General features: G+C 48.6%; 26 protein-coding genes. 2 read left to right on the top strand and 24 right to left on the bottom strand.

Going from position 1 to position 23,109, the window contains the following annotated elements; all coding sequences use genetic code 11:
- Window positions 1-337: 337 nt before the first annotated feature.
- From DWZ38_RS08485 to spo0A, 4 genes are all read right to left on the bottom strand, one after another.
- On the bottom strand, window positions 338-586 hold the full coding sequence (locus tag DWZ38_RS08485) for a spore coat protein (protein ID WP_117851585.1): 249 nt from the start codon (window positions 584-586) through the stop codon (window positions 338-340).
- Between the two features lie 12 nt (window positions 587-598).
- On the bottom strand, window positions 599-784 hold the full coding sequence (locus DWZ38_RS08480; protein ID WP_021924443.1) for a hypothetical protein: 186 nt from the start codon (window positions 782-784) through the stop codon (window positions 599-601).
- 240 nt (window positions 785-1,024) lie between these two features.
- Window positions 1,025-2,470, bottom strand: coding sequence for a glycogen synthase GlgA (gene glgA / locus DWZ38_RS08475; protein ID WP_021924444.1), 1,446 nt, complete (start codon window positions 2,468-2,470; stop codon window positions 1,025-1,027).
- Between the two features lie 65 nt (window positions 2,471-2,535).
- Entirely contained in the window at window positions 2,536-3,342 is an 807-nt protein-coding gene (spo0A, locus tag DWZ38_RS08470; RefSeq protein ID WP_021924445.1) for a sporulation transcription factor Spo0A, read from the bottom strand.
- Window positions 3,343-3,880: 538 nt separating this feature from the next.
- Between spo0A and spoIVB the strand changes: the two genes are divergently transcribed.
- The gene (gene spoIVB, locus DWZ38_RS08465) at window positions 3,881-5,095 is read left to right on the top strand and encodes a SpoIVB peptidase (protein ID WP_117851582.1); all 1,215 of its coding nucleotides are present in this window, start codon (window positions 3,881-3,883) and stop codon (window positions 5,093-5,095) included.
- Between the two features lie 141 nt (window positions 5,096-5,236).
- Window positions 5,237-5,380: a hypothetical protein gene (locus tag DWZ38_RS22195; RefSeq protein WP_178105302.1), complete on the top strand. Its 144-nt coding sequence runs from the start codon at window positions 5,237-5,239 to the stop codon at window positions 5,378-5,380.
- A gap of 71 nt (window positions 5,381-5,451) precedes the next feature.
- Here the strand turns inward: DWZ38_RS22195 and recN are convergent, their stop codons facing one another.
- The 20 genes from recN to DWZ38_RS08360 form a co-directional block, all read right to left on the bottom strand.
- Window positions 5,452-7,134: a DNA repair protein RecN gene (gene recN / locus DWZ38_RS08455; RefSeq protein ID WP_021924448.1), complete on the bottom strand. Its 1,683-nt coding sequence runs from the start codon at window positions 7,132-7,134 to the stop codon at window positions 5,452-5,454.
- A 174-nt stretch (window positions 7,135-7,308) separates the two neighbouring features.
- The gene (gene argR / locus DWZ38_RS08450) at window positions 7,309-7,764 is read right to left on the bottom strand and encodes an arginine repressor (protein WP_021924449.1); all 456 of its coding nucleotides are present in this window, start codon (window positions 7,762-7,764) and stop codon (window positions 7,309-7,311) included.
- Window positions 7,765-7,895: 131 nt separating this feature from the next.
- A complete protein-coding gene (locus DWZ38_RS08445) occupies window positions 7,896-8,774 on the bottom strand; it encodes an NAD(+)/NADH kinase (RefSeq protein WP_117851580.1) in 879 nt (292 codons plus the stop codon).
- A gap of 8 nt (window positions 8,775-8,782) precedes the next feature.
- A complete protein-coding gene (locus tag DWZ38_RS08440; RefSeq protein ID WP_117851578.1) occupies window positions 8,783-9,610 on the bottom strand; it encodes a TlyA family RNA methyltransferase in 828 nt (275 codons plus the stop codon).
- Window positions 9,611-9,614: 4 nt separating this feature from the next.
- Complete coding sequence (gene dxs, locus DWZ38_RS08435; RefSeq protein WP_117851576.1) at window positions 9,615-11,477, bottom strand: 1-deoxy-D-xylulose-5-phosphate synthase; 1,863 nt, start codon at window positions 11,475-11,477, stop codon at window positions 9,615-9,617.
- 13 nt (window positions 11,478-11,490) lie between these two features.
- Entirely contained in the window at window positions 11,491-12,387 is an 897-nt protein-coding gene (locus DWZ38_RS08430) for a polyprenyl synthetase family protein (protein WP_117851740.1), read from the bottom strand.
- Window positions 12,371-12,595, bottom strand: coding sequence for an exodeoxyribonuclease VII small subunit (xseB, locus tag DWZ38_RS08425; RefSeq protein ID WP_021924454.1), 225 nt, complete (start codon window positions 12,593-12,595; stop codon window positions 12,371-12,373). The genes DWZ38_RS08430 and xseB overlap by 17 nt, the downstream gene beginning before the upstream one ends.
- Window positions 12,588-13,802: an exodeoxyribonuclease VII large subunit gene (gene xseA / locus DWZ38_RS08420; protein ID WP_117851574.1), complete on the bottom strand. Its 1,215-nt coding sequence runs from the start codon at window positions 13,800-13,802 to the stop codon at window positions 12,588-12,590. Before xseA ends, xseB begins: the two co-directional genes overlap by 8 nt.
- On the bottom strand, window positions 13,795-14,352 hold the full coding sequence (gene nusB, locus DWZ38_RS08415; protein ID WP_021924456.1) for a transcription antitermination factor NusB: 558 nt from the start codon (window positions 14,350-14,352) through the stop codon (window positions 13,795-13,797). The genes xseA and nusB overlap by 8 nt, the downstream gene beginning before the upstream one ends.
- 104 nt (window positions 14,353-14,456) lie before the next feature.
- Window positions 14,457-14,843: an Asp23/Gls24 family envelope stress response protein gene (locus tag DWZ38_RS08410; protein WP_021924457.1), complete on the bottom strand. Its 387-nt coding sequence runs from the start codon at window positions 14,841-14,843 to the stop codon at window positions 14,457-14,459.
- Window positions 14,844-14,950: 107 nt separating this feature from the next.
- Window positions 14,951-16,540: a peptide chain release factor 3 gene (locus DWZ38_RS08405; RefSeq protein ID WP_117851571.1), complete on the bottom strand. Its 1,590-nt coding sequence runs from the start codon at window positions 16,538-16,540 to the stop codon at window positions 14,951-14,953.
- Between the two features lie 258 nt (window positions 16,541-16,798).
- A complete protein-coding gene (locus DWZ38_RS08400) occupies window positions 16,799-17,485 on the bottom strand; it encodes a SpoIIIAH-like family protein (RefSeq protein WP_021924289.1) in 687 nt (228 codons plus the stop codon).
- A gap of 11 nt (window positions 17,486-17,496) precedes the next feature.
- Window positions 17,497-17,907, bottom strand: a complete 411-nt coding sequence (locus tag DWZ38_RS08395; RefSeq protein ID WP_243000205.1) for a hypothetical protein — start codon at window positions 17,905-17,907, stop codon at window positions 17,497-17,499.
- A complete protein-coding gene (locus DWZ38_RS08390; protein WP_178105301.1) occupies window positions 17,831-18,397 on the bottom strand; it encodes a stage III sporulation protein AF in 567 nt (188 codons plus the stop codon). The genes DWZ38_RS08395 and DWZ38_RS08390 overlap by 77 nt, the downstream gene beginning before the upstream one ends.
- A 71-nt stretch (window positions 18,398-18,468) precedes the next feature.
- A complete protein-coding gene (locus tag DWZ38_RS08385; protein ID WP_117851567.1) occupies window positions 18,469-19,719 on the bottom strand; it encodes a stage III sporulation protein AE in 1,251 nt (416 codons plus the stop codon).
- A complete protein-coding gene (locus tag DWZ38_RS08380; RefSeq protein ID WP_117851564.1) occupies window positions 19,716-20,102 on the bottom strand; it encodes a SpoIIIAC/SpoIIIAD family protein in 387 nt (128 codons plus the stop codon). Before DWZ38_RS08380 ends, DWZ38_RS08385 begins: the two co-directional genes overlap by 4 nt.
- A 7-nt stretch (window positions 20,103-20,109) precedes the next feature.
- The gene (spoIIIAC, locus tag DWZ38_RS08375; RefSeq protein ID WP_021924294.1) at window positions 20,110-20,304 is read right to left on the bottom strand and encodes a stage III sporulation protein AC; all 195 of its coding nucleotides are present in this window, start codon (window positions 20,302-20,304) and stop codon (window positions 20,110-20,112) included.
- A 19-nt stretch (window positions 20,305-20,323) separates the two neighbouring features.
- A complete protein-coding gene (locus DWZ38_RS08370; protein WP_243000204.1) occupies window positions 20,324-20,839 on the bottom strand; it encodes a stage III sporulation protein AB in 516 nt (171 codons plus the stop codon).
- Window positions 20,836-21,738, bottom strand: a complete 903-nt coding sequence (gene spoIIIAA, locus DWZ38_RS08365; protein ID WP_330385693.1) for a stage III sporulation protein AA — start codon at window positions 21,736-21,738, stop codon at window positions 20,836-20,838. The genes DWZ38_RS08370 and spoIIIAA overlap by 4 nt, the downstream gene beginning before the upstream one ends.
- 91 nt (window positions 21,739-21,829) lie before the next feature.
- On the bottom strand, window positions 21,830-22,978 hold the full coding sequence (locus DWZ38_RS08360; protein ID WP_021924297.1) for a hypothetical protein: 1,149 nt from the start codon (window positions 22,976-22,978) through the stop codon (window positions 21,830-21,832).
- Window positions 22,979-23,109: the final 131 nt, after the last annotated feature.

The following is a 23,109-nucleotide window of genomic DNA, read 5'->3' as shown; positions in this document are numbered from 1 at the left end:
CTGCTAAAACACGGACCTTACCGCCTGCCAAATGCTTACGTGATTCAATTGTAAATCTCTTCCCCTGTTGGAATCTTCCCGGAATTCGGGTGTGAACTTCTTATGTATGCCGGAATCTGTACACATTTTCCCAAATCATGTACCAGACTTCCTGTATTTCTGAAATGATTCTGCGCGGCCTGATTGCCGCCTTGCCTGTCAGTAACTCTACTATATAGCAAAGTATCCGGAATTACAAGAGTTTTTTCCTCCGTAATCCCGGATACATAACCGTTTGGTGAGCTTTCCTCATAAACGGATGCGTCATCTGTGATTCACATCACAACAGTTCCCTTTTTCAACCACGCTCCAGAACACTTCTCACATGATCTACTTCTTCCCTTGTAGCCTGCGCCGCAGGCACGTAATAGCCTCTTGCGCGAGCGATCTGGTAAATCTCCTCCTGGGACATCTCACACTGGTTTCTCATCTGCTTCAGAGTCTGTTTCAGCTGGGGATTCTCGGTCTGCGGGATCATTTCCCCGTAGCGGGTCAGCTCGCCGTTGATTCCCGCAAGGGTATCTGCTACCATTACTTTCTCATTCATGTGTGCCACCTCCTACTGTAAATACTGCATCAGCTGGTTTTTGCAATCTGCCGCGGACTGGGCAGACTTCTGGAAAAACTGCTTTACCTGAGCGTCTGTCGCCTGTCTGGCATACTCATCCATTTTACAGTGGGTGGTGTCAAAACCACCGATCAGGTGTCTTAAATTCTGCAGATCCAGTTCTGAAATCTCGTTCATATACTCCGCCTCCTGTTCATGATTTTCTCAATGCCCGGCAGGCAAGGTAAAACCAAAGCCATAAATTGCCCATATAAGTACAGTTCCTTCATGACCTTGTCCAAAACCCGTATAAACAAAATACAGGAGAAAATCCATTCTCCTGTATCCTGAGCCGGACACCTTACAAAAGGTAATATGTCCGATTTTTCATCTTATTATGTACCGAATCTGCTTCCAGAAATTTCATTGGTACAGATTTTATTCTCCGATGAGCCAGTTGTACATCTCTTCGTACTGACGTGCGGAATTACCCCATGAGAAGTCTTTTGCCATTGCACGATCCACCATCTTATTCCATTCGCGCTTCTTATCATAGAAAATACGCTCTGCATAGCGGATTGTAGTAAGCATCTCATGTGCATTATAATTGCTGAAGGAAAAGCCGGTTCCGGTTCCCTCAAACTCATTATACGGCTCTACAGTATCCTTCAGACCGCCTGTCTCTCTGACGATTGGAAGTGTTCCGTAACGAAGGCTCATCAGCTGGCTTAAGCCGCATGGCTCAAACAGAGACGGCATCAGGAACGCATCGGAAGCTGCATAGATTCTGTGGGACATGCTCTCATCATAATAAATCTGTGCAGATACCTTGCCATGATACTTCCAGTCAAAGTGACGGAACATATTCTCATAACGCTCATCACCTGTACCAAGTGCCACGATCTGTACGGAATCCTGGCAAAGCTCATCCATAATATAGGCGATCAGGTCAAATCCCTTCTGGTCTGTCAGACGGGAAACGATACCGATCATCATGGCCTTCGGATCTTCCTCAAGGCCTAAATCCCTCTGAAGCTGGATCTTGTTCTTCACTTTCTCCTTGCGGAAGGTAGCTGCATTGTAGCATGCAGTCAGATTGCGGTCTGTCTCCGGGTTAAAATCTGTGTAGTCAATACCGTTTACAATACCTCTAAGGCTGTTGGAACGTGCGCGGAGCAGTCCGTCCAGTCCCTCGCCGTAGAACGGTGTCTTGATCTCATCTGCGTAGGTATTGCTTACAGTGGTAACCGCATCCGCAAATACGATACCGCCTTTGAGGAAATTGCCGTCCTTGTATGCCTCAAGCTTATCCGGTGTAAAGTAATAATCGGAAAGTCCGGTAATCTCCTTGATGGTCTTCACATCATACACGCCCTGGAATTTCAGATTGTGGATGGTCATAATGGTCTTGATTCCCCAGAAGAACTGATTCTGCTGGAAGCTGTCATGGAGGTAAACAGGAACAAGGCCTGTCTGCCAGTCATGGCAGTGGATAATATCAGGACGGAAGCCGATCACCGGAAGTACGGAGAGCACTGCCTTGGAGAAGAATGCGAATTTCTCCAGATCCCACGGAGCGCTGTCATACGGCTTCGGGCCGCTGAAATAATATTCATTATCTATAAAGTAGAACTGGATACCGTCATATTCCATCTGTAGAACACCTACATAGCAGTTCTTGTAGCCCAGATCCATGTAGAAGTGTGTGACATATTCCATTTTGTCCTTCCACTCCTGTTTCATGCAGGCATATTTCGGTAAAATTACGCGAATGTCAAAATAGCGTTTATCAAAGCATTTCGGCAGTGAGCCAGCAACGTCAGCTAATCCCCCGGTTTTAATAAAAGGCACTGCTTCTGATGTTGCAAAAAGAATTCTTTTCATTCAAAAAACCCTCCTTAGTAATAGCAAATAGCTTCTGATAGATTACATTATACCCTATTTTCCTCCTATTGGAAAGAACGATTTTTATATTCCAGCCGGATTTTATCCGCAATCAGGGCAATAAATTCAGAATTAGTAGGTTTTCCCTTCCCATTACTTACTGTGTAGCCAAATAACTGGTCAATGGTGTCCATTTTTCCCCGGCTCCAGGCTACCTCGATGGCGTGGCGGATGGCACGCTCCACACGGCTTGGGGTGGTCTGGTGACGCTTGGCTATGGTGGGATAGAGAATTTTGGTAATGGAGTTCAGCATTTCCATATCATTTACGGATAAAATAATGGCATCCCGCAGATACTGATAGCCTTTGATATGGGCGGGAACTCCGATCTCATGTATAATGTCCGTCACGTCCGTTTCCAGATTTCCGGGATTGTATGTACCTTCCTCTTCTCTTTTTCTGGGGCGGTTCACTTCCTTCATCCGGCGTTCTCCAGCCCGGCGGATGTGCTTGATCCGGTTCAGAAGCATTTTGTTGTCAAAGGGCTTCAGCATAAAATAGTCCGCCCCAAGATCAAAAGCATCCTCTGTGATCCGTTCCTGTCCCACAGCAGAAACTACGATAAAAGAGGGAACCTTTTTCAGATTGTCGTCATGACTTAACCGTTCCATTACAGAAAGCCCGTCCAGCTTGGGCATGATAATATCCAGAACAACCACGTCCGGCTGCTTTTCTTTTATAATATTACAGATTTCTTCTCCGTTATGTGCTTTTCCAACCAGCTTCAGATCCTCGTCCTGATCAATGATCCTGCTTAGTACTTCCACCATTTTCTCATTGTCGTCTGCGATTGCCACATTCAATTTTTCCATGAGGCTATTCTCCTCCTATTTCGAAAATCCTCCAACAGGCTTCTGTCGGAGATATATTGATGCCGGGGTAAAAAGTCACTTTCTACCAGTCCGGCATCCTATGATTGCTTGTACAAAACATCTGGGCCCTGTTTGCTCTTGCACATTTTTCAGAAAAATTTTCCTTTGCTGTAACAACGTCTATTATAGTGGAACAGCCATGGGGAAATCAAGCCGAAACTGCCGATTTTACTGGATTTTCGTTCGATTTGTTTCGAGGTTTTTTGCTCATTTTCCAGACAGAAAAAAGGCATTTTCCCAATTAAATTTTATAATGTGACAGCATTCCCCACAGTGTCTCATTTTAACCTTTGTTTGTCATTTTTCGCATTTTATGATTGAAAGAAATGGAATCCGTTCATAAAAATACAAGACTGAAATTATGATTTTCCCACATACTAAAAAAGAATCGAAGAAGCAGATATCAAGTTAAGGACAAAAAACCTTTTGACCCTAACTTCATTTGATCTGACAAACAAAAGAAAAGGATGTGACAGACATGAACCAGAAACGAAAATACAGACATTTTATCCTGTTTTGTCTGGTCCTGGATCTTCTTGCAGTGGTATTTCTCGGCTATCGTTATCTGGACCGGAAAATTCCGGATGAAATCCACATTGACAGAAATTCGGGACTGGATTTTTCCAGTCTTTCCGGGATCCCTTTTGTTTCTTTCGGGGATACCATTACGGTGTCGGGAGAAGGAAGCTATCAGCTGCCCTGCACGCTTTTGGGGAAAATACATTTTAAGGATATCAAAGTGACACCCACGGAGGCGGACAGCATTCTGGTCAGCGGGAGCAGCGTGGGAATTTACATGGAAACCTCGGGCGTGCTGGTGATCGACACCGGGGAAATTCTTTCCAGCGACGGACAGATTCAGGATCCTGCGAAAAATCTTCTGAAGCCTGGTGACTATATTGTTGCCCTGAACCAGCAGAAAATATCCTGCAAGCAGGACCTGATTGACGATCTGAAGGATCTGGACGGCAGCGCGGTTACGGTGAGTATCCGAAGGGAAAACAGCCTGGTTCCGGTGTCTCTCACGCCTGTGCAGGATTCTTCGGGCAAATACAAGCTCGGCATCTGGGTACGGGATGATACCCAGGGAATCGGAACTTTGACTTTTGTTACAGAGAATGGAAAATTCGGTGCACTGGGACATGGGATCAGTGATGTGGATACCGGGAATCTTCTTTCTATTAAGGGCGGAAAGCTTTACTGCGCGCAGATTCTCGGAGTGCAAAAAGGTGCCAAGGGAAAGCCCGGAGAGCTTTCTGGGCTGATACGGTATCGGAATGATAATGTGATCGGGACAATTAACTCTAATAGTGAGAATGGAATTTATGGAAATTTTACGGGGAATTTCGGCAGTGATTCCCAGCAGTCAATCGCTTTGAGAAAAATGAAAATCGGATACAAGCAGGAACTTCAAGTCGGTCCTGCCTCTATCCTGTGCAACGTAGGTGACGGCGTGAAGGAATATGACGCCAAAATCACCCGAATCGATATGAACCACGAGGACTCCAACAAAAGCTTCGTAATCCAGGTAACAGACCCTGAGCTTATCGACACCACCGGCGGCATCGTCCAGGGAATGTCCGGCAGCCCGGTGCTGCAAAACGGCAAGGTAGTGGGCGCCATCACACACGTTTTCGTTCAGGATGCGGCAAGCGGATATGGGATTTTTATTGAAAATATGCTGGACACATAAATGCTCAAAAAAACAGTAAAAGCCCGCCAGCCCGAAGTTTGTTTCGCACACTCCAGGCTGGCGGGCCTAATTTCATAGGAACCTTATTCCATTATCTTTTTACAGAATGGACATAAACCACTCCACGGTCTTCGGATCGTAATGGGAGAAGAACAGGCTCTCGCCGCCGTCCAGGATGGCTACCCAGACCGGGTTAACATCCCGCTGACAGACGAAGAAGCACATGTAACCTTTTATGCCATAAAAAGAGAAACCGACCGCTGCAAAAATTCTTCTGAAAAATAAGTAAAAAAATAGAGATACCTGCATTTTGCAAGTATCTCTATCTGTTCCAATATGAAAAGAGTTCTGTATTTCTACAGACCTGCCTTGCACTCTCCTGCCAGCTTTTTCATCTCTCTTGCGTTCTCGAGGACGGCGTCGGTGATCTGGGCGCCGCCTAACAGGCGGGCCAGTTCGCGGATGGAGGACTCCTGGTCCAGGGTATGTATCTGGGTGGTGGTCTTGGTGCCTTCTACCTGCTTCTCGATTTCGAAATGGGAATCTGCCATGGCTGCGATCTGGGGCAGGTGGGTGATGCAGAGTACCTGATGGTGGTGGCCAATCACTGCCATTTTCTCGGATACCTTCTGGGCGGTGCGGCCGCTGATTCCGGTGTCGATCTCATCGAAGATCAGAGTCTCAATCTGGTCACGGTCGGCAAGGATTGCCTTCAACGCCAGCATGATTCTGGAAAGCTCACCGCCGGATACGATCTTGCCAAGAGGCTTCAAGGTCTCCCCTGGGTTGGTAGAAATCTCATACTGAATCTCATCGAAACCGTTGTCTGTGAAGCTGCTTCTTCTGGCAAAGGTGATGGCAAACTGCACATCCAGGAAATTCAAATCTTTCAGGCCCTGGATCACCTTTTCCTCCAACTGATGGCTGTATTCCCTTCGCACTTCAGAAAGACGGCCGCAGGCTGCTTCCAGCTTCTTCTCGGCCTTAACTAATTCCGCCTTGGCTGCCTCAAAAATTTCCTCATATTTCTGAAGCTTCGTCAGCTTCTCCTGCTGCTTTTTCTGGTATTCCTGGATTTCCTCGATCCGCTGTCCGTATTTTGCTTTTAGGCCATTGATCAGATCCAGACGGCGCTCTGTCTCATAAAAAACAGATTCGTCAAAAGTCATATCATCCATATAAGAGGACAGTTCCCTGTTAAAGTCGTTGAGAAGCCCGTCCACCTCGCTTAAAGTCTGGGAAAGGGATTCCAGCTGATCATCATACTCCGTCACTCTGGAAAGCTCACGAAGAGCCTCTCCCACAGCTTCTCCCGCTCCCTGACCGTCATACCCGGTAAGGGCGTGGGCACTCTGGAGGGAATCGATAATTCTCCGTCCATTGGAAAGCTTCCGGTACTGCTTCTCCAGTTCCTCATCTTCCCCCGGAACCAGGGCTGCTTTCTCGATCTCATTAATCTCAAATTCCAGAAAAGCCATCTCCCGGTTCTTCTGCTCCTCGTCCATATCAAGGGATTTCAACTCTGCCTGGCACTTCCGGTATTCCTGATAGGCTGCCTTCACCTTTTCTTTTTCCGGGAAAATCCTCTCACGGCCGTAGGCATCCAGAATCTCCAGCTGCTTCTCCTCGTAAAGAAGGGACTGGTGCTCATGCTGTCCGTGAATGTCAAGAAGACATGCCGCTGCAGCCTTCATCTGGCTTACCGTACTTGTCTCCCCATTTATCTTATTGATGCTCCTGCCGTCCATGATCTTCCGGGACATCAATACCTGTCCGTCCTCCGGGTAAATATCCAGTGCGGCAAGCGCCTCCTTTGCTTTCGTATTCTCCACCTGGAACAAAAGCTCCACCAGCGCATAGGGAGCATTTTCCCTGATCATGCTTCTGGATGTCTTTCCTCCCAGGATCAGCTGCATGGAACCAAGAAGAATGGACTTACCAGCACCGGTCTCACCAGTGAGGATATTAAGTCCAGGCCCGAATTCCACTTCAATTTCATCTATGAGTGCAAGGTTTTTTACGTGTAAATGTACTAACAAAGCTGACCTCCTTACGATTCGCTCATATTATGCTGCCAAAGCCAAACCCTCAAAAACAATCGGCGGCAGCTGTTTCAGATAATGCTTTTTTCAGACAACAATCGAGCAGGAAATTCCTGCCCGATTTATTTTTTGCGGAAACGTTCCAAACTCTTTTGGCCAAATCGTCCCTTTTTATCTTCTGTTCAAAATACCGCCAAGCTTCTCCATAACGCCTTCGGCCAGCTCGGTGCTTTTGCAGGCGCACATGATGGTGTCATCTCCTGCGATGCAGCCCAGGATTTCCGGCCACTTCAGGGCATCCAGGGCAGTGGCAACTCCCATTGCCATTCCGGTAACGGTCTTGATCACCACAAGATTCTGTCCCACATCAATGGAGACAATGGCATCGTTAAGCACCCTTGTGTACTGGTCTCCCAGTCCTGGCTGTGTGTCCTGCAGGATCGCATAACGGGATTTCCCGTCCTTTCCTGCAACCTTGGTCATTTTCAGGGCACGGATATCCCGTGAAACCGTTGCCTGTGTCACCTTAAAACCGGCTTCATTTAATCTGGCTGCAAGCTCTTCCTGTGTATCTATGTCATATTCCTGAATCAGTTCGATAATCTTTTCATGTCTTGCTAATTTCACGTCTCAACCTCCCTGCAGATATCCGTCCAATTCTCAGATGATCTGCAATTGTCTCAAAATGATATCCGTTCTGCCATATACCGCAAAGTGGGGCGTGCAGATTGCGGGAATGATTTTGGGGCACACTCTGATCAGCTGTCCCTCATCTTCTGGCGCAGCACCTCAACAAAACTCAGGTGATTCAGCTTCAGAATCCTGGTCTTCACCTCAGCCTTGCGGATCACGATCCTGTCTCCTGTGATCATGGGAATCTCGGAATCCCCATCAAAAGATGCCAGTCCTTTCTCGCAGTCATTGTGGCGTCCCTCGCCCATCTCCACTGTGATCACATCCTCCGCCGGAAAAACAATGCTTCTGGTGTTCAGGGTGTGGGGTGCAATGGGCGTCATAATGGTCATCTCCCCGCTTGGGGAAACAATGGGACCGCCTACAGAAAGGCTGTATCCTGTGGAGCCTGTAGGTGTGGAAATAATAATGCCGTCTGCGTTGTAGGAATTCAGATACTCATCATTGACGAAGTTCTTGAACCTTACCACACGAAGAGAGCCTTCCCTGGAAATAACAATGTCATTTAAGGCAATGTCTTCCCCGATGGCTTCCCCATTCCGGTATACCGTACCAGACAGCATCATCCGCTCCTCCACCTCATAAATATCTGCGATCAGTTTATCCAGTGCCTGGTATACAGACTGCCGGTCCACCTCTGCCAGAAAGCCAAGATGGCCCAGGTTCACACCCAGAAGAGGAATCTGGCTGCGCTTCTCATCATGGGCTGCCTGAATATCCCTGGCGGCCTGCAGAAGAGTTCCGTCACCGCCAAGCACAATAATACACTGTGTTTCCTCCGGGATTTTCCTGGGGTCTGTATAGTGGAACGGACCTTCCTCCTGCCGTCCGGCAAGCTGCACTTCACAGTGTTCGCCCCGTTTTCCAAGGTAATCTACCACATGATTGGTAAATTCCAGATTATTATCTTTTTCACTGTTGGTTATAATATAAAAGTTATTCATAACTGGTTTTAGTTCGCTGCTCCCGGTTTGTCCAGTGCTCCGTGAGCCTGTGCGACCACATCCTCCACCTTCACAGTCAGGCTGTCCGGAACCTGGGTTCCTTCCGGTCTTTTCTTCAGATGAAGAAGGTATTCAATATTTCCCTCCGGTCCCTTGATCGGGGAAAAAGAAAGGTGACATGGCTCAAGGGCAATACTCATGGCGTAATCCCTTACCTTCTCGATGACTTCCTCATGAACGGCAGGGTCGCGGACAACCCCTTTTTTGCCAACCTTTTCCCTGCCAGCCTCAAACTGGGGCTTGATCAGGCAGACGATCTCGCCGTCCTCGGTAAGCAGATTTCTCACAGGGAGCAGTACCTTGGTCAGGGAGATAAAGGAAACGTCGATGGAGGAAAAAGCAGGTCTTTCCTGAATGTCCTCCGGCACTACGTAACGGATGTTTGTTTTCTCCATGCAGATCACTCTTGGGTCATTGCGAAGCTTCCAGTCTAACTGTCCGTATCCCACATCAATAGAATACACCTTGACGCCGCCGTTCTGGAGCATGCAGTCTGTAAAGCCGCCGGTGGATGCACCAACGTCCATACAGACCTTGCCGGACAGGCTCACATCAAATTCGTTCATGGCCTTCTCAAGCTTCAGACCGCCGCGGCTGACATAGGGAAGGGTATTGCCCCTGACCTCTACCTTTACGGTATCTGCAAACATGGAGCCTGCTTTATCTTCTTTCTGGCCGTCCACATAAACCTGTCCGGCCATAATGTATGCTTTTGCTTTTTCTCTGGAAGGTGCAAGAGCGCGTTCCACAAGCATCATATCCAATCTTTTCTTCATTCTCTTATTCCTTCCGGTAATTCTTAATTCTTTCGGTAATGGCAAACGGACAAAGCCCAAGCTGCTTTCTCAGGCTGTCAACGCCGCCGTGGGCAACAAAACGATCCGGGATTGCCACTGGCAGCACATGGCAGTCTGGATGGTGTTCTTCCATATAGCTGCATACATGCTCCCCGAATCCGCCGTTTTGCACATTCTCCTCTACGGTTACGATCAGATCATGGTTCTTCGCCAGCTGATCCAAAAGCTCTGTGTCCATAGGCTTCACAAACCGCACGTTCACAAAGGTCGGATCACTGCCTGCGTTTCTGAGATTCTCGCAGACCTTCTGACAGACCTCCACCATGCTTCCAATGGCCAGAACCGCGATCTGGCTTCCATTTCTTAAAACCTCGCTTTTGCCAAGGCAGATGGGAGCCTGATGCTCCTTCATTCCCTGGTACGCATTTCCTCTTGGATAGCGGATTGCCACCGGGCCTTCGGCCTTCACTGCAAAATGCAGCATTTCCCTTAACTCCCAGTCGTTCTTTGGCGCCATGACCGTCATTCCCGGCATCATGCCAAGATAGGAAATATCAAAATTCCCCTGATGGGTCTCTCCATCAGCCCCTACCAGTCCCGCTCTGTCCACTGCGAAAATCACATGGAGCTTCTGCATGCACACATCATGAAGCATCTGATCTACAGCGCGCTGCAAAAAGGAGGAATAAATTGCCACAACCGGAACCACGCCCCCAAGGGCAAGTCCTGCGGCAAAGGAAACCGCATGCTCCTCCGCAATTCCCACATCAAAGAAACGGTCCGGATACCTCTGGGAAAACTTCTTAAGCCCGGTTCCTCCCGGCATGGCTGCTGTGATGGCAGCCAGTTTCTTCTCTTCCTCTGCCTCCTGGCAAAGCGCCTCAGAAAACACATCTGTATATCCCGGACAGGACTTCTGCTCCGTAGGTCTGCCTGTCTTCACATCAAAAGGCCCGATTCCGTGGAACATATCCGGATTGCGTCTGGCCGGCTCATAGCCCCGGCCTTTTTCTGTAAGCACATGAACCACAACTGGTCCTTTCACACGCTTGGCTTCATTGAAAAGACGCATCATCTGGCGCATATTGTGCCCGTCTACAGGTCCTAAATAGGTAAGGCCCATATTCTCAAAAAGCATTCCCGGGATAAACAACTGCTTGATGCTGCTTTTGGTTCTTCGCACGGCATCCACCATGGCAGTTCCCACATGTGGAATCTTCTTCACAGCCTTGTTAACGCTCATTTTCATTCCGGTGTACGCCTCTGCGGTACGGATGGCGCTAAGATAGTGGGACATTCCGCCTACATTGGGGGAAATGGACATATTGTTATCATTCAGGATAATGATAAAGTTCGTCTCCAGCTCCGCTGCGTTATTAAGGGCTTCATATGCCATTCCGCCGGTAAGGGCTCCGTCTCCGATCACAGAAACCACATGGTATTTCTCACCCAGAATATCCCTGGCTCTCACATAGCCGAGGCCTGCGGAAATGGAATCTGAGCTGTGCCCTGCATCAAAGGAATCACAGCTGCTCTCTCCACGCTTTGGAAAACCGCTTAAGCCGCCTTCCTTGCGCAGAGTCTCAAATTCGTCCTTGCGGCCAGTGAGGATCTTGTGAGTGTAAGCCTGGTGCCCCACATCCCAGATCAGCTTGTCATCTGGAAAATCCAGTACATTATGCAGTGCCAGTGTAAGCTCTACCACGCCAAGATTGGATGCCAGATGTCCTCCTGTCCTGCTGACGGATTCAATCAAAAAGCTTCGTATTTCATCAGCCAGCTGCGGAAATTCCGCCAGAGGAATCTTGTGAATATCGTTGGGCTTTTTTATTTTCTCCAGAATCATTTGTATCCTTCTTTCACTTCCTGCGTCCCACCAGCTCCTTCACCAGGGTAAACAGGAATTCATTTTTCTTATTCAGCCCTTCCAGAAGCTTCACCGCTTCCTCTGACAGCTCTGCCACCTGCTGTGACGCCTTCTCGATTCCCATCAGGGTCACGTAAGTGGTCTTATGGTTCTTCTCATCGCTGTGGATAGGCTTTCCAAGCTCCTCGGCAGTGCTTGTCACATCCAGGATATCGTCCTGGATCTGAAATGCAAGTCCAATTCCGGAAGCTGCCTTTTCCACCACAGCCACTTCTTCTGCTGAAGCGCCGCCAAGAATGGCGCCTGCCATCATGGAGCCTTCGATCAGGGCAGAAGTTTTGTTCTCGTAAATATAGTTGATCATTTCACGGCTCATAGGCTTGCCGTCATTTTCCACGTCCACGCTCTGGCCGCCCAGCATTCCGTAAAGTCCGGTCTTGTGGGACATTACCTTCAGCGCCTTGATCACACGCGCTCTGGCCTTCTCGTCCTCAGCCAGATCAAAAGCGGTCAGCATCACCTCATAGGCATAGTTCAGAAGTGCCACGCCGCTTAAAACGCCCATTGCTTCCCCATAAACCTTGTGGGTGGTCAGACGCCCCCTGCGGTAATCGTCATTGTCAAGAGCAGGCAGGTCATCATGGACCAGGGAATGGGTGTGGATCATCTCCATAGCCGCCATAAAAGGATAAGCCAGCTTGTCCTCACCGCCAAACATTCTGCAGGTCTCCAGGATCAGCATAGGGCGAAGACGCTTGCCTCCTGCCAGTACACTGTAATTCATGGCCTGTGCCATAGTTTTGGCAAAGCCCTCCTCCCTAGGAAGATAGGACTTTAACACAGCTTCGATCTCTTCTGTTCTTTTCTTTAATTCATCTTGAAAATTCACCAAGGCTACCATCCTCATTCATCTGAAGCATTTTCTTTTCCACAGTGTCAAGTTTGTCATTGCAAAATTTCAGAAGCCCCATTCCCTGCTTGTAAAGCCGGAAGGAATCCTCCAGAGAGGTCTCACGGTCTTCCAGCTTGTCAGCCAGAACATCCAGCTCTGAAAATGCCTCCTCCAGAGTTTTCTCTTCTTTTTGGTTCTCAGCCATCGTCCCGCTCCTCCTTTCTTGTATCCTGAACAGCGGCACGGATGGTGCCGTCTGTCACATAAACCAGCAGACTATCCCCTTGTTTTACCTGGGAAACAGATGTGACGGTCTTTCCCTTCTCATCTGAAACATAGGAGTAGCCCTGATTCAGCTTGCGAAGTGGGGAAAGTCCGTAAAACCGTTCCAGATACAGAGACAGTCTGTGTCTTTTATCCTTTATCTTCTGTTCCATAGCAGAGGAAATCCGCTCCTGCATGTCCGCCGCATACTGCTGTTGGTCTCTTAACCTGCTCTCCGGATTCAGGTACTGAAGGCGTGTCTGGTAACGCTCCACCTTCGCCCGATTCACATCGATCCGGTTCCATATAGCACGTTCGATTCGCTCCTGGTAGCCCTGCATGGCATACAGAAAGCTTCTGCAGTCAAAATAAGCAAGTTCAGCCGCTGCTGACGGAGTGGGTGCACGAAGATCCGCCACAAAATCCGAAATGGTAAAATCGGTCTCGTGACCCACTGCGGAGATCACTGGCGTACGGCATTCAAAGATTGCCCTTGCCACCTCTTCCTCATTAAAAGCCCACAAGTCCTCAATGGAACCGCCGCCCCGGCCTACAATGATCACATCCACGCCGGCTTCATCCAGCATCTGGATTCCCTTTACAATACTGGCAGCCGCCCCCTCCCCCTGCACAAGTGCAGGATAAAGAATGGTCTGGACAAATGGATTGCGCCGGGTGGAAACGTTGGCAATGTCCCGGATGGCTGCACCTGTAGGGGAAGTAACCACTCCCACCCTGCGGGCAAATTCCGGAATAGGCTGCTTGTATTCCTGTGCAAACATGCCCATGTCTTCTAGCTCCTGCTTCAGGGCAAGAAAGCGCTCATAAAGGGCACCTGCCCCTTCCAGGGTGATCTCCCTGGCATAAAACTGGTAGCGTCCGTCCCTCTCATACACGTCCACCCTGCCGCCTGCCACAACCTTGTCCCCGTCCTTCATGCGGAAAGCCAGTCCCTTGCGGGAGCCAGCGAACATAATGCAGCTTAAGGTACCGCTTTCGTCCTTCAGGGAAAAATAAATGTGGCCGCTTGTGTGGTATTTGCAGTTGGATACCTCGCCTTTTACATAAATATTCTGTAAAAAATAGTCCTGGGTAAACATGTTCTTTACATAACGGTTTACCTGCGCTACAGAATATACATTATTCATTCTTATTTTCCGGTGCCTTGGATCTCACATTGGAGTTCACGACAACGATGGTCTTGGACGAATCCTTCACCTTGAAGCCGGACTTCGGTTTTGCAGGGGATTTCTCCTGGGATTTGGCAGGAGATTTCTTTGCAGCAACCTTCTTATCCGGATTGGCGATCTTGCCAAGGATACCGTTTACGAATGCGCCGGACTCCTCGGAGCCGAAGCATTTGGCCAGCTCTACTGCCTCATTGATGGCAACTCCTACAGGCACTTCTTCTTTCTCATATTCCAGCTCATAGACAGCCAGACGAAGCACGGTAAGGTCTACGCGGTTCATACGGCTGGTCTTCCATCCCATGCTGATGCCGTTTAACTTGGCATCCAGCTCATCGGTATGGTTCATAATGTTCATATATTTTTTGCTGATGTATTCCTTATCCTTCTCTTCCAGATTCTCAATATCAGCAAAGTATAAAGCAAGCTGCTCTTCCATCTCTTTCTGTGAATTGAATTCGCTCATAAAAAGCAGCTTGAAAATGTGTTCTCTCTGTTCCCTTCTTCTCATGGTTCCTCCTATTTATGACTCCCGGATAATTACAGGGTAATGTCTGCTGACGCAGACATTTTTATTTTTTTTACTATGAAAGTCATAGTAAAAAAAGGAAAGGTTTACTTTCCTTTTTCGTTCTCCATATCTACGCTTGCAATATGAATATTGACGTCTGCCACTTCAAGGCCGGTCATGTTCTCAATGGCTGCCTTGACTTTCTCCTGGACCTTCTTGCTGGTCTCGAGGATGTTCATGCCGTACTCAATGTTCAGTGTCAGATCAACGGTTACAACGCCGTCCAGAACTTCTACCTTCACGCCCTTGGAAAGATTCTTCATTCCAAGCTTGCTTACCAGCTCATTGGTAATGTTGCCTGCCATGGAAGCAACGCCGTCTACCTCTGTAGCTGCAAGTCCGGCAATAATAGTAACCACCTCATCTGCGATCTGAACCTCGCCGATTCCCTCAAGATCCTGTATCTTATATGTTGTTCTCTTCTCTGCCATATTTCAAAACCTCCTAGGTTTAATCCATCGCAGCTGCTTCACACATCCACAGCTGCGAACCATCTAAGTATTCCTATTATAGCAAAATGCCGCAAAAATGAAAAGAGTTATTTACTGAATTCTGTTAATATTAAGTCTGGATTTCGATCCTCTGTCATGCCCACGCTCCATGCATTGACAAACAAAAGCAGCGGATTGCCCTTCAGGTCGGTAACCTTCTTCATATCAGAGGTTCCCGCGATCTTGTCCACATTGACTTCCTCTTTGTTTGCGATCCATCTGATATGCTCATAAGGCAGGTTCTCCAGGCGGATCTCCACGTTATACTCATTTTCCAGACGATATTTCAAAACATCAAACTGAAGCACACCTACAACGCCCACAATGATCTCTTCCATATTTCCGTAAAGCTCCTGGAAAATCTGGATGGCACCTTCCTGCGCAATCTGGTTGATGCCCTTTACAAACTGCTTTCTCTTCATGGTATCCAGAAGTCTTACCCTTGCAAAATGCTCCGGTGCGAAAGTCGGGATTCCCTCGAAAGCAAATTTATTTCCCGGTGCACAGATGGTATCACCAATGGAAAAAATACCCGGGTCAAAGACACCGATAATATCTCCTGCATAAGCTTCATCTACCACATGGCGGGATTCTGCCATCATCTGCTGGGGCTGGAGAAGTCTCATCTTCTTCTCGCCTTGCACATGGTAAACCTCCTGGGAAGCGTCAAATTTGCCGGAGCAGATACGCATAAAGGCAATTCGGTCACGGTGTGCCTTGTTCATATTGGCCTGAATCTTAAATACAAAAGCGGAGAAATCATCGCTCATAGGATCTACAAGGCCGCAGTCTGCCATTCTTGGAAGAGGGGATGTGGTCATTTTCAGGAAATGCTCCAGGAAAGTCTCCACACCAAAGTTGGTAAGAGCTGATCCAAAGAATACAGGAGTCAGTTCTCCTTTACTTACCATCTCCTGATCAAACTCTGCGCTTGCGCCGTCCAGAAGCTCGATTTCCTCAAGAAGCTGGTCCTTCTGCTCCGGGTCCATCACCTCAAGCACGTGAGGATCATCCAGGGAAATCTCCTCGAAGCTTCCCTCCTTGGTACCCTTCTGGGTATCGGAGAAGGTCAGGATCTTGTTAGTGTTGCGGTCGTAAACACCGCGGAATTTCTTACCGGAACCAATTGGCCAGTTAATAGGACAGGTTGCGATTCCAAGCTCCTTCTCGATCTCATCCAGAAGATCGAAGGTGTCGTTGGCATCACGATCCATTTTGTTAATAAAGGTAAAAATAGGAATATGTCTCATTACACAGACCTTGAACAGCTTTCTGGTCTGGGCCTCAACACCTTTGGAACCGTCAATTACCATAACTGCGGAGTCCGCAGCCATCAGGGTACGGTAGGTATCCTCTGAGAAGTCCTGATGTCCGGGGGTGTCCAGGATATTGATGCAATATCCGTCGTAATGAAACTGCAGTACGGAAGAAGTAACGGAAATACCTCTCTCCTTCTCAATTTCCATCCAGTCTGATACTGCATGGCGGGCCGTTGCCTTTCCTTTTACGCTTCCGGCCAGATTAATGGCTCCGCCATACAGCAGGAATTTCTCTGTAAGAGTGGTCTTACCTGCATCCGGGTGGGAAATAATGGCAAAGGTTCTTCTTTTTTCTATCTCTTTCGTATACTTCGACACGTTTAGCCTCCTATTGATCTATATATGCCGCTTGCGGCGGCACGCTTCATGAATGCGTTCCTAATTTTTTACAGCATTCCTATTCTATTATACGGAATACCGCACTGTCAAGGGGTTACTGTTCACTTCGTGCACAGTAACACGCTTCGCGATGCACAGAAATCATGCTTTGCATGATTTCGCGCCGAAGTTCTCGGGTTTTCTGTGAACTTTGTTCACAAAAAACACCTCGCGGAATATTACCAGTGAATGGTATCATCAAGGGGTATCGTCATCGATATCTACAGATGTTGACATGGATGCAGTCTCATCTGCAGAGTCTTCCATGCTCTCGTTCAGCGGCGTGATCACAATGTTCTCCGGGGCGATTCCGGTTTTGCGCTTTACAATGTCCTCGATCTGTGCCCTTTTGGCATCGCTTAGGTCTGCTTCCGGCACTACGATGTCTGCCGTTTCCCCGGTGAGGTTGACGATCACGTTCTCGAAGCCCTTTGCCTCCAGAAGAAGCTCTGCAGCAGATTCCTTTTCCGTCAGGTCCGCCATGGATACCATGGTGCTGACTGCCTCCTGCTTCTGGTCATCTCCAAGCTCCTGGTTGTTGATGATCGCCTGCAGGTCTGCCTTGTTCTGGGAACGGATCTGCTCCCTGGACAATTTGGCCTGGGCTGCAAAATCCGACGCAGCCGTAAGTACAGCTTCCCCAGGTGTGCTGGTTGCCTGATCCGACACATCCGAAAGAGAGCCATCTGCCCCGTTCTCATCCAGAAGGGCTGTTTCATCGGTAAGGTCATAATCCACATCTTCCAGGATACTGCTGCCGTCCGTGCTTGCCGCCTGATCCTTAAATCCCAGATCCACATCCGCGAAATTCAGGTATCCGGCAACTGCGATCAGAACCGCCAGCGAAGTAATGATTACCTGGTTTTTTTTCAGAATCTTTTTCACTTTACCTCTCCTCATTTCATTTTCATTACTCTAATCTTATGGGCATCTACTTGAAATAATGCCATAACTGCCTCTACAATATTCCGGGAAACAACAGAATTGTCGGCTCCCTGGGCTGCGATCAGCACCCCTGTGACAGTTTCCTTTCCCGAGCTGTAAAAGCTCTGGCTGTCCGGATTCTCCCCTGTCATCAGTACTACGCGCACTTCCCCCACACCCTCAACCTTTGACAAAAGGTCCTCCAGCTTTTCTTCCAGTGCAGTTCTTTGTACCTCTGCATCGTCAGAAGCAGTATCTGTAAAAATCCCGGTGCTTTGGCCTTTCCCCGAACTTTTTTCCCCTTTTTTATCGGACACCGGAAGTGCGATCACTGTCAGAAGCAGTCCCAGAAGAAGAAGGATCACCCACTGTCTGGTTCCCATCTTCCCCAGAAAGGATCTCACAGTTTTCAGCCCGGATTCCCCATTCTTTTCCAAGTTCATCCTTTATCCTCCCCTCAAGATCCTCATCCGGCACCTCTTTGGTCCATACAGAGGCTTTTAAAAGCTCCCCTTCTATATGTACTTCGCAATACAGGACTTCTATGCCATTCTTTTGCAAACTTTCCAGAATATTTTCTCCAAGCTGCTCCTCCATTCCTGTTTCCAGCAGGTTTTTCTGGAGATTCTCCATTTCCAGTTCCAGGCGCTTCTGCTCTTCCTGCTGGTAAAGTCCCGAAAAACTGTCTGGCAGCTGACGGCTTTTTTCCAAAAGGGAAAGCACGGGCGTGACCAGCATGACCATGAGAACCAGGCCCATGAAAAAACGCACATAGCGCTGGTATTTCTCTGTTGGGACTAAGTGGAGAAGCATGGTCAGAAGAATGTAAAAGATGGCAAGACATTTGATCCAGCTATAGATGGCTTCCTTCATAGCACACCTCCTTCCTGACTGGCTTCTGCTGCATTCCCCAAACAGACCGCCTATCGGCAATAACTCCATATTTACCCACCAACAGACGCCATCAGAATCACAAAGGTAAGGATGCACATCACCTCCGCCGTGATCATGATCCGAAGGAGCATGGCGCACCCTTCTCCCATGGTTCCAAGGCAGCCCACAATCCGCTTATCTGACACCGGCTGGGCCGCGGCGGCAAGGAAACGGTAGCTAAGGGAAAGTACGCCGTAATGGATCACCGGTCCTGCACCAGCCAGAAGAAGAGCCACCACAGCCACCGCGCCCAGGCAGTTTTTCACAAGAAGGGCACCAGTGAGAATCAGCTCTGTCACCACGTTCACCGCATTTCCCACTGCCGGAATGGCTCCCGCTGTTTTGCCGATGGCAGTCCGCTTGATGGCATCCATGGCAGGCGCCACAAGCCCCCGCACAGCCTGAAGCCCAAGCACAGCCCCCAGCATGGTTTTCAGACTCCAGCTGATCAAGGTTTCCAGAAGCTCTGCCATTTTGCTGAGCATGTCCTCCTTTGACAGATGATTTACCAGGCAAAGAAGCACGTACAAATTGGCTCCCGGCAGGATCAGGGTGAGCAGCAGCCATTCCACAAGCCAGACAAGAAGCAGCACTCCCTGATAAAAAGCAGTGGCAGTCAATGCCCCGCTTGCCGCGGAAACCGCCACAAAATAGGCAGGGGCAAGTCCCTTCATAAACTGGGTCAGCCAGTCCAGCTGTTTTCCCAGGGAAATCCCAAGACTTTGGTAGCTGTTCATCAGGATCGTGAACAAAAGAAGATAGATCATATAAAAGCTCACATCCCCGATCTGCCCATTTTCAAACACTGCCGCAAAATTGGAAAACAAGGCGGCCGCCAGCACCAGCAGAAGAATGCGCATAAAGTTGGCCCGTTCCTGCTCCAATCGATCAAAAAAGAGGCTGCGCAAAAAGCTTTGCACCGCCTCTTTTGAAAATACAGTTTCCCCGCTTATCATATTTTTCAGAGCTGTTTCCATGGAAAAACTCTCTTCCCCAAGCATCTCGTCCATCAGCTTCTGAACCTGCTCAAAGGACATGTCCGAAACCAGTTCCTGGGAAACCGGATCTGAAGTTCCCGAAACCGTTCCAGCATTGGTCTCATCTGCATCCTTTTCCGTTTGCAGCCCATAGGAATTACTTTGCTTTCTCTCTTCCATGGCACTTACCTGCCTGGAGCAGAACTGCCCGCAAAACAGCGCCAGCAGCAAGCCCAAAACGATTCTGCGCCAATCCGTTTTCCTTCTCCCACCGCTAGGTCTCATACCATAAACTCCTGAATGGTCCGAAGAAGCGCCATAAGCACAGGCATACTCAGAACCATCACAGACAGCTTGCAGAACAGTTCGATCTGGACCGCTGTGGTGCTGTACCCGGCGTCCTTGCAGATTCCGGAAGCAAACTGCCCGATGTAGGTGATTCCTACCATTTTTACCAGAGTGGAAATATATTCCGTATCCACAGGCAGGGCTTCCTGGATTTTCCCCAGGGATTCAAACAGATACCGGATTTTTCCCACAGCAAGTCCCATGATCACAAGCCCGATCCCCACAGTAATAAAACAGGCGTATTCCGGTTTGGTTCCTTTCATGAGAAAGCCGAGCATCACACCGCATACGCCTAATAAAGAAATTTTTATAATGTCCATATTCCACCTATAGCTCAAACAATTTTTTAATACTGTCAAAAAGCTCATAAATGTAAGGTACGATCCAGAAAAGCACCACCAGAAGTCCCGCAAGACTGACCAGAAATGCCTGTTCCTCCCTGCCGCTGTGCTTGAGCACCTGGGAAAGTACAGAGACCAGGATCCCTACAGCAGCAATTTTAAAAATAATACTGACTTCCAAGGGCTCCTCCTTTCTGGCATCACCACATCAGCACAGCAAGCAGAATCCCGCCCAGAATTCCCATGCTCTGGTACATTTTCTGCCGCTTCGGCATCCCGCTTTTCAGTTCCCGGATCCGTTCCCTTAATTCCTCTTCCAGAAGGGTCAGCTGCGCCACCTGCATCTCTTTGTCCAGATATCCCAGCTTTTCACCAAGAGAAAGAAAGCACTCCTGCTCTTCCGGCGAAATTTTCTCCATAGGCAGGCACTTAAAGGCACATTCCCGGAAAATAACTTCAAAGGCAATGCCGGATCTCTCCCCGATCCTTCCGGCCGTCTCTTCCAGAAACAGCCTGTACTCTCCCGGCATCTTTTTCGCCACATCTAAAAAGGCATCCTCAAGAGAAGCTCCCGTGCAGCGGATTTCTCCCTTTAACAGCAGAAGAAGCTGAGCCAGCCTCTCCAGTATTTTCAGTCTTCCAGACAACTCCATGCTTTTGCAAAGCCCAAGACCGGTTCCTGAAAAAATGATCAGAATGATCCCTGTTGTTTTCAACAACGCCTCCCGTTTCTGTCATAGATTCCCTGTATGGTTCCTGCATGATCTCCCCTATCCAGGAAAATGTAGCGCTCAAACACCCGTCTTCGCACCAGATTTTCAAATAAGGGCTGCTGGATCACATCCTCAATGGAATTGCCGTGAGCTGTTGCAATCACCTTGCAGCCGCTGTGGATCACCGATTCCACGGCCTTGAAATCTTCTTCCCGTCCCAGCTCATCTACAGCTACAACTGCCGGGGACATGGAACGGATCAGCATCTCCATGCCTTCCGCTTTGGGACAGCCGTCCAGCACATCGGTGCGCATGCCAAGGTCATTCTGGGGAACGCCCTGATAGGACCCTGCAAGCTCACTTCTCTCGTCCACAACTCCCACTGTCATTCCCGGGAATTTTTCTTTCCCGTTGCTGAGCTGGCGGATAATGTCACGAAGCAGAGTGGTTTTGCCTCCCCTTGGCGGGGAAACGATCAGAGTGTGGGCCACCCAGTCTCTTTTTCGGATGTAAGGCATCACCGGGTCTGCACAGCCTACCACCTCATGGGCAAGGCGCACATTGATGCAGGAAATATATTTCATTCCCCGGATCTCATTTCCATCCAGGATTACCTTTCCGGTAACGCCTACCCTGTGGCCGCCCTGAACAGTGAGAAAGCCCTGGCGGACCTCATCCTCATAAGAATACAAGGAGTAGCCGCTTACGTACTCCATGGTTTCCTTTAAATCTTCCCGGGTCACCACATATTTGCCGTCCTCGTCAGTGAGAAACCCCTCACCGCCGTCATAGGTGTAAAACAGGGGGCGCCCCACTCTCAGGCGGATCTCGTATATTTTGTCATAATCAAGGTCTGCATTTATCAACAGTCTGCGGATATTGCCTGCAAACAGGTTCTGGATCTGCTCTGCTTCTATCTTGTATCACCTCTCAATTTTAATATATGTGGACAATCCCGGATTCATGCACATTAGAACGTGTTTGAAAAAAGCTCTAGTACTGGCTTACAGAGTTCTGGGTACTTTTCTGGTATTCTTCCATTCTTGGAAGGCTCAGCTTTAATACCCTGTCCACTATATTCACGGATGCTGCGCTGTATGCATAGGCAGCGGATTCAAACAGCACATACAGATCGTCCCCGTCCACAAAGATCTGCTCGATCCGCTCCGGGAAACGATAGCTGATGGCTGAATTTTCATCTACGTAAAGACGCTTGTCGGATTTCTCGTAAAATACCACGCGGGAAGGCAGAATTCCAAAGGAATGGGACAACAGCAGCTTGTCATTATAGAAGGTCATTCCCTGTGCCTGCTCGGAGATGGTGGAATAATCAAGAGGCACTGCCATCTCGAAGTTCATTCCAAGTCCCTCATCCATGGTATTGATCAGATTTCCCTCATCGTCCACTGCGTATCTTGCAATGGCGCTTTCCGTATATTTAGTAAAACAGCCAACGTACAGGCAACCCTCATAAAAGGTCATAAAGGAATCCCTTACGATTCCGTAAAGGCTGGCGATCTGGTTGGTCGCAATGGGACGCTGGCTCTTATCATAGTCATAATTCTTGATGGATTCCATGGTAAGGCTTACCGCCTGGGCAAGCTCCTGGGTATTGGAGGAATACCACAGAATCTGGTGCTCGCTGTCATAGGCCAGACCGCCCACATGAGGCTGTCCGGGCAAAACAATTTCTTTAATAAATCTGTGTGACTCCTTATCGATCATGTAGATCACAGAGTTATGCTTCTTCGCATGACAGTAGGCACTTACAAAAACATAGTCTTCCGTTACAGCCAGCCCCTGAGGCGTCATAGTGGTGCACATGGCCGGCATATCACCCTCGCTGGTAAGAAGGGTTCTGGTTGATTTCAATCCGGGAATAATATAGGTTCCGTATTCCCGCTCTTTTTTCCGATCATCAAAGGCAAATGCCATCAGCTCTTCCTTCTGGGAAAGCATCTGGATCTGCCCTCTTAAGGTGTAATAGGCCGCCTCCTGGTTGGTAACCTTCCGCTTGGCAGGCGGCTCATTTCTTCCTCTGTATATAAACGCATAAGCGCAGTAAGAACCCGCAAGGACCAGGATCATGATCAGGATCCGGATCCAGAATAAGCGGTTTCTCCATTTCAGTTTTTTCGTCATTTATCTCCACTGCTTTTTGCAACTGGTCACTGCCTGCCTTTTCACGGCAGACAAATGGTTCTGTTTCTCATTTGCTGCAATGCTGTACTGTTTCGCACAACATTCCACATTATACTTTATATTCCTGGTGT

Origin of the sequence: Ruminococcus sp. AF31-8BH (assembly GCF_003460605.1) — a bacterium.
Lineage (GTDB): Bacteria > Bacillota > Clostridia > Lachnospirales > Lachnospiraceae > Blautia_A > Blautia_A acetigignens.
The sequence above is the reverse complement of the archived record's forward strand: the minus strand, read 5'-3'. Positions and strand labels throughout refer to the sequence as shown.

Excerpts from the sequence above, each read along its gene's own strand:
- DWZ38_RS08485 (WP_117851585.1), bottom strand. The coding sequence starts at position 586 with ATGAATGAGAAAGTAATGGTAGCAGATACCCTTGCGGGAATCAACGGC.
- DWZ38_RS08480 (WP_021924443.1), bottom strand. The coding sequence starts at position 784 with ATGAACGAGATTTCAGAACTGGATCTGCAGAATTTAAGACACCTGATC.
- glgA (WP_021924444.1), bottom strand. The coding sequence starts at position 2,470 with ATGAAAAGAATTCTTTTTGCAACATCAGAAGCAGTGCCTTTTATTAAA.
- spo0A (WP_021924445.1), bottom strand. The coding sequence starts at position 3,342 with ATGGAAAAATTGAATGTGGCAATCGCAGACGACAATGAGAAAATGGTG.
- spoIVB (WP_117851582.1), top strand. The coding sequence starts at position 3,881 with ATGAACCAGAAACGAAAATACAGACATTTTATCCTGTTTTGTCTGGTC.
- DWZ38_RS22195 (WP_178105302.1), top strand. The coding sequence starts at position 5,237 with ATGGGAGAAGAACAGGCTCTCGCCGCCGTCCAGGATGGCTACCCAGAC.
- DWZ38_RS08445 (WP_117851580.1), bottom strand. The coding sequence starts at position 8,774 with ATGAATAACTTTTATATTATAACCAACAGTGAAAAAGATAATAATCTG.
- DWZ38_RS08440 (WP_117851578.1), bottom strand. The coding sequence starts at position 9,610 with ATGAAGAAAAGATTGGATATGATGCTTGTGGAACGCGCTCTTGCACCT.
- dxs (WP_117851576.1), bottom strand. The coding sequence starts at position 11,477 with ATGATTCTGGAGAAAATAAAAAAGCCCAACGATATTCACAAGATTCCT.
- xseB (WP_021924454.1), bottom strand. The coding sequence starts at position 12,595 with ATGGCTGAGAACCAAAAAGAAGAGAAAACTCTGGAGGAGGCATTTTCA.
- xseA (WP_117851574.1), bottom strand. The coding sequence starts at position 13,802 with ATGAATAATGTATATTCTGTAGCGCAGGTAAACCGTTATGTAAAGAAC.
- nusB (WP_021924456.1), bottom strand. The coding sequence starts at position 14,352 with ATGAGAAGAAGGGAACAGAGAGAACACATTTTCAAGCTGCTTTTTATG.
- DWZ38_RS08410 (WP_021924457.1), bottom strand. The coding sequence starts at position 14,843 with ATGGCAGAGAAGAGAACAACATATAAGATACAGGATCTTGAGGGAATC.
- DWZ38_RS08395 (WP_243000205.1), bottom strand. The coding sequence starts at position 17,907 with ATGGGAACCAGACAGTGGGTGATCCTTCTTCTTCTGGGACTGCTTCTG.
- DWZ38_RS08390 (WP_178105301.1), bottom strand. The coding sequence starts at position 18,397 with ATGAAGGAAGCCATCTATAGCTGGATCAAATGTCTTGCCATCTTTTAC.
- DWZ38_RS08385 (WP_117851567.1), bottom strand. The coding sequence starts at position 19,719 with ATGAGACCTAGCGGTGGGAGAAGGAAAACGGATTGGCGCAGAATCGTT.
- DWZ38_RS08380 (WP_117851564.1), bottom strand. The coding sequence starts at position 20,102 with ATGGACATTATAAAAATTTCTTTATTAGGCGTATGCGGTGTGATGCTC.
- DWZ38_RS08360 (WP_021924297.1), bottom strand. The coding sequence starts at position 22,978 with ATGACGAAAAAACTGAAATGGAGAAACCGCTTATTCTGGATCCGGATC.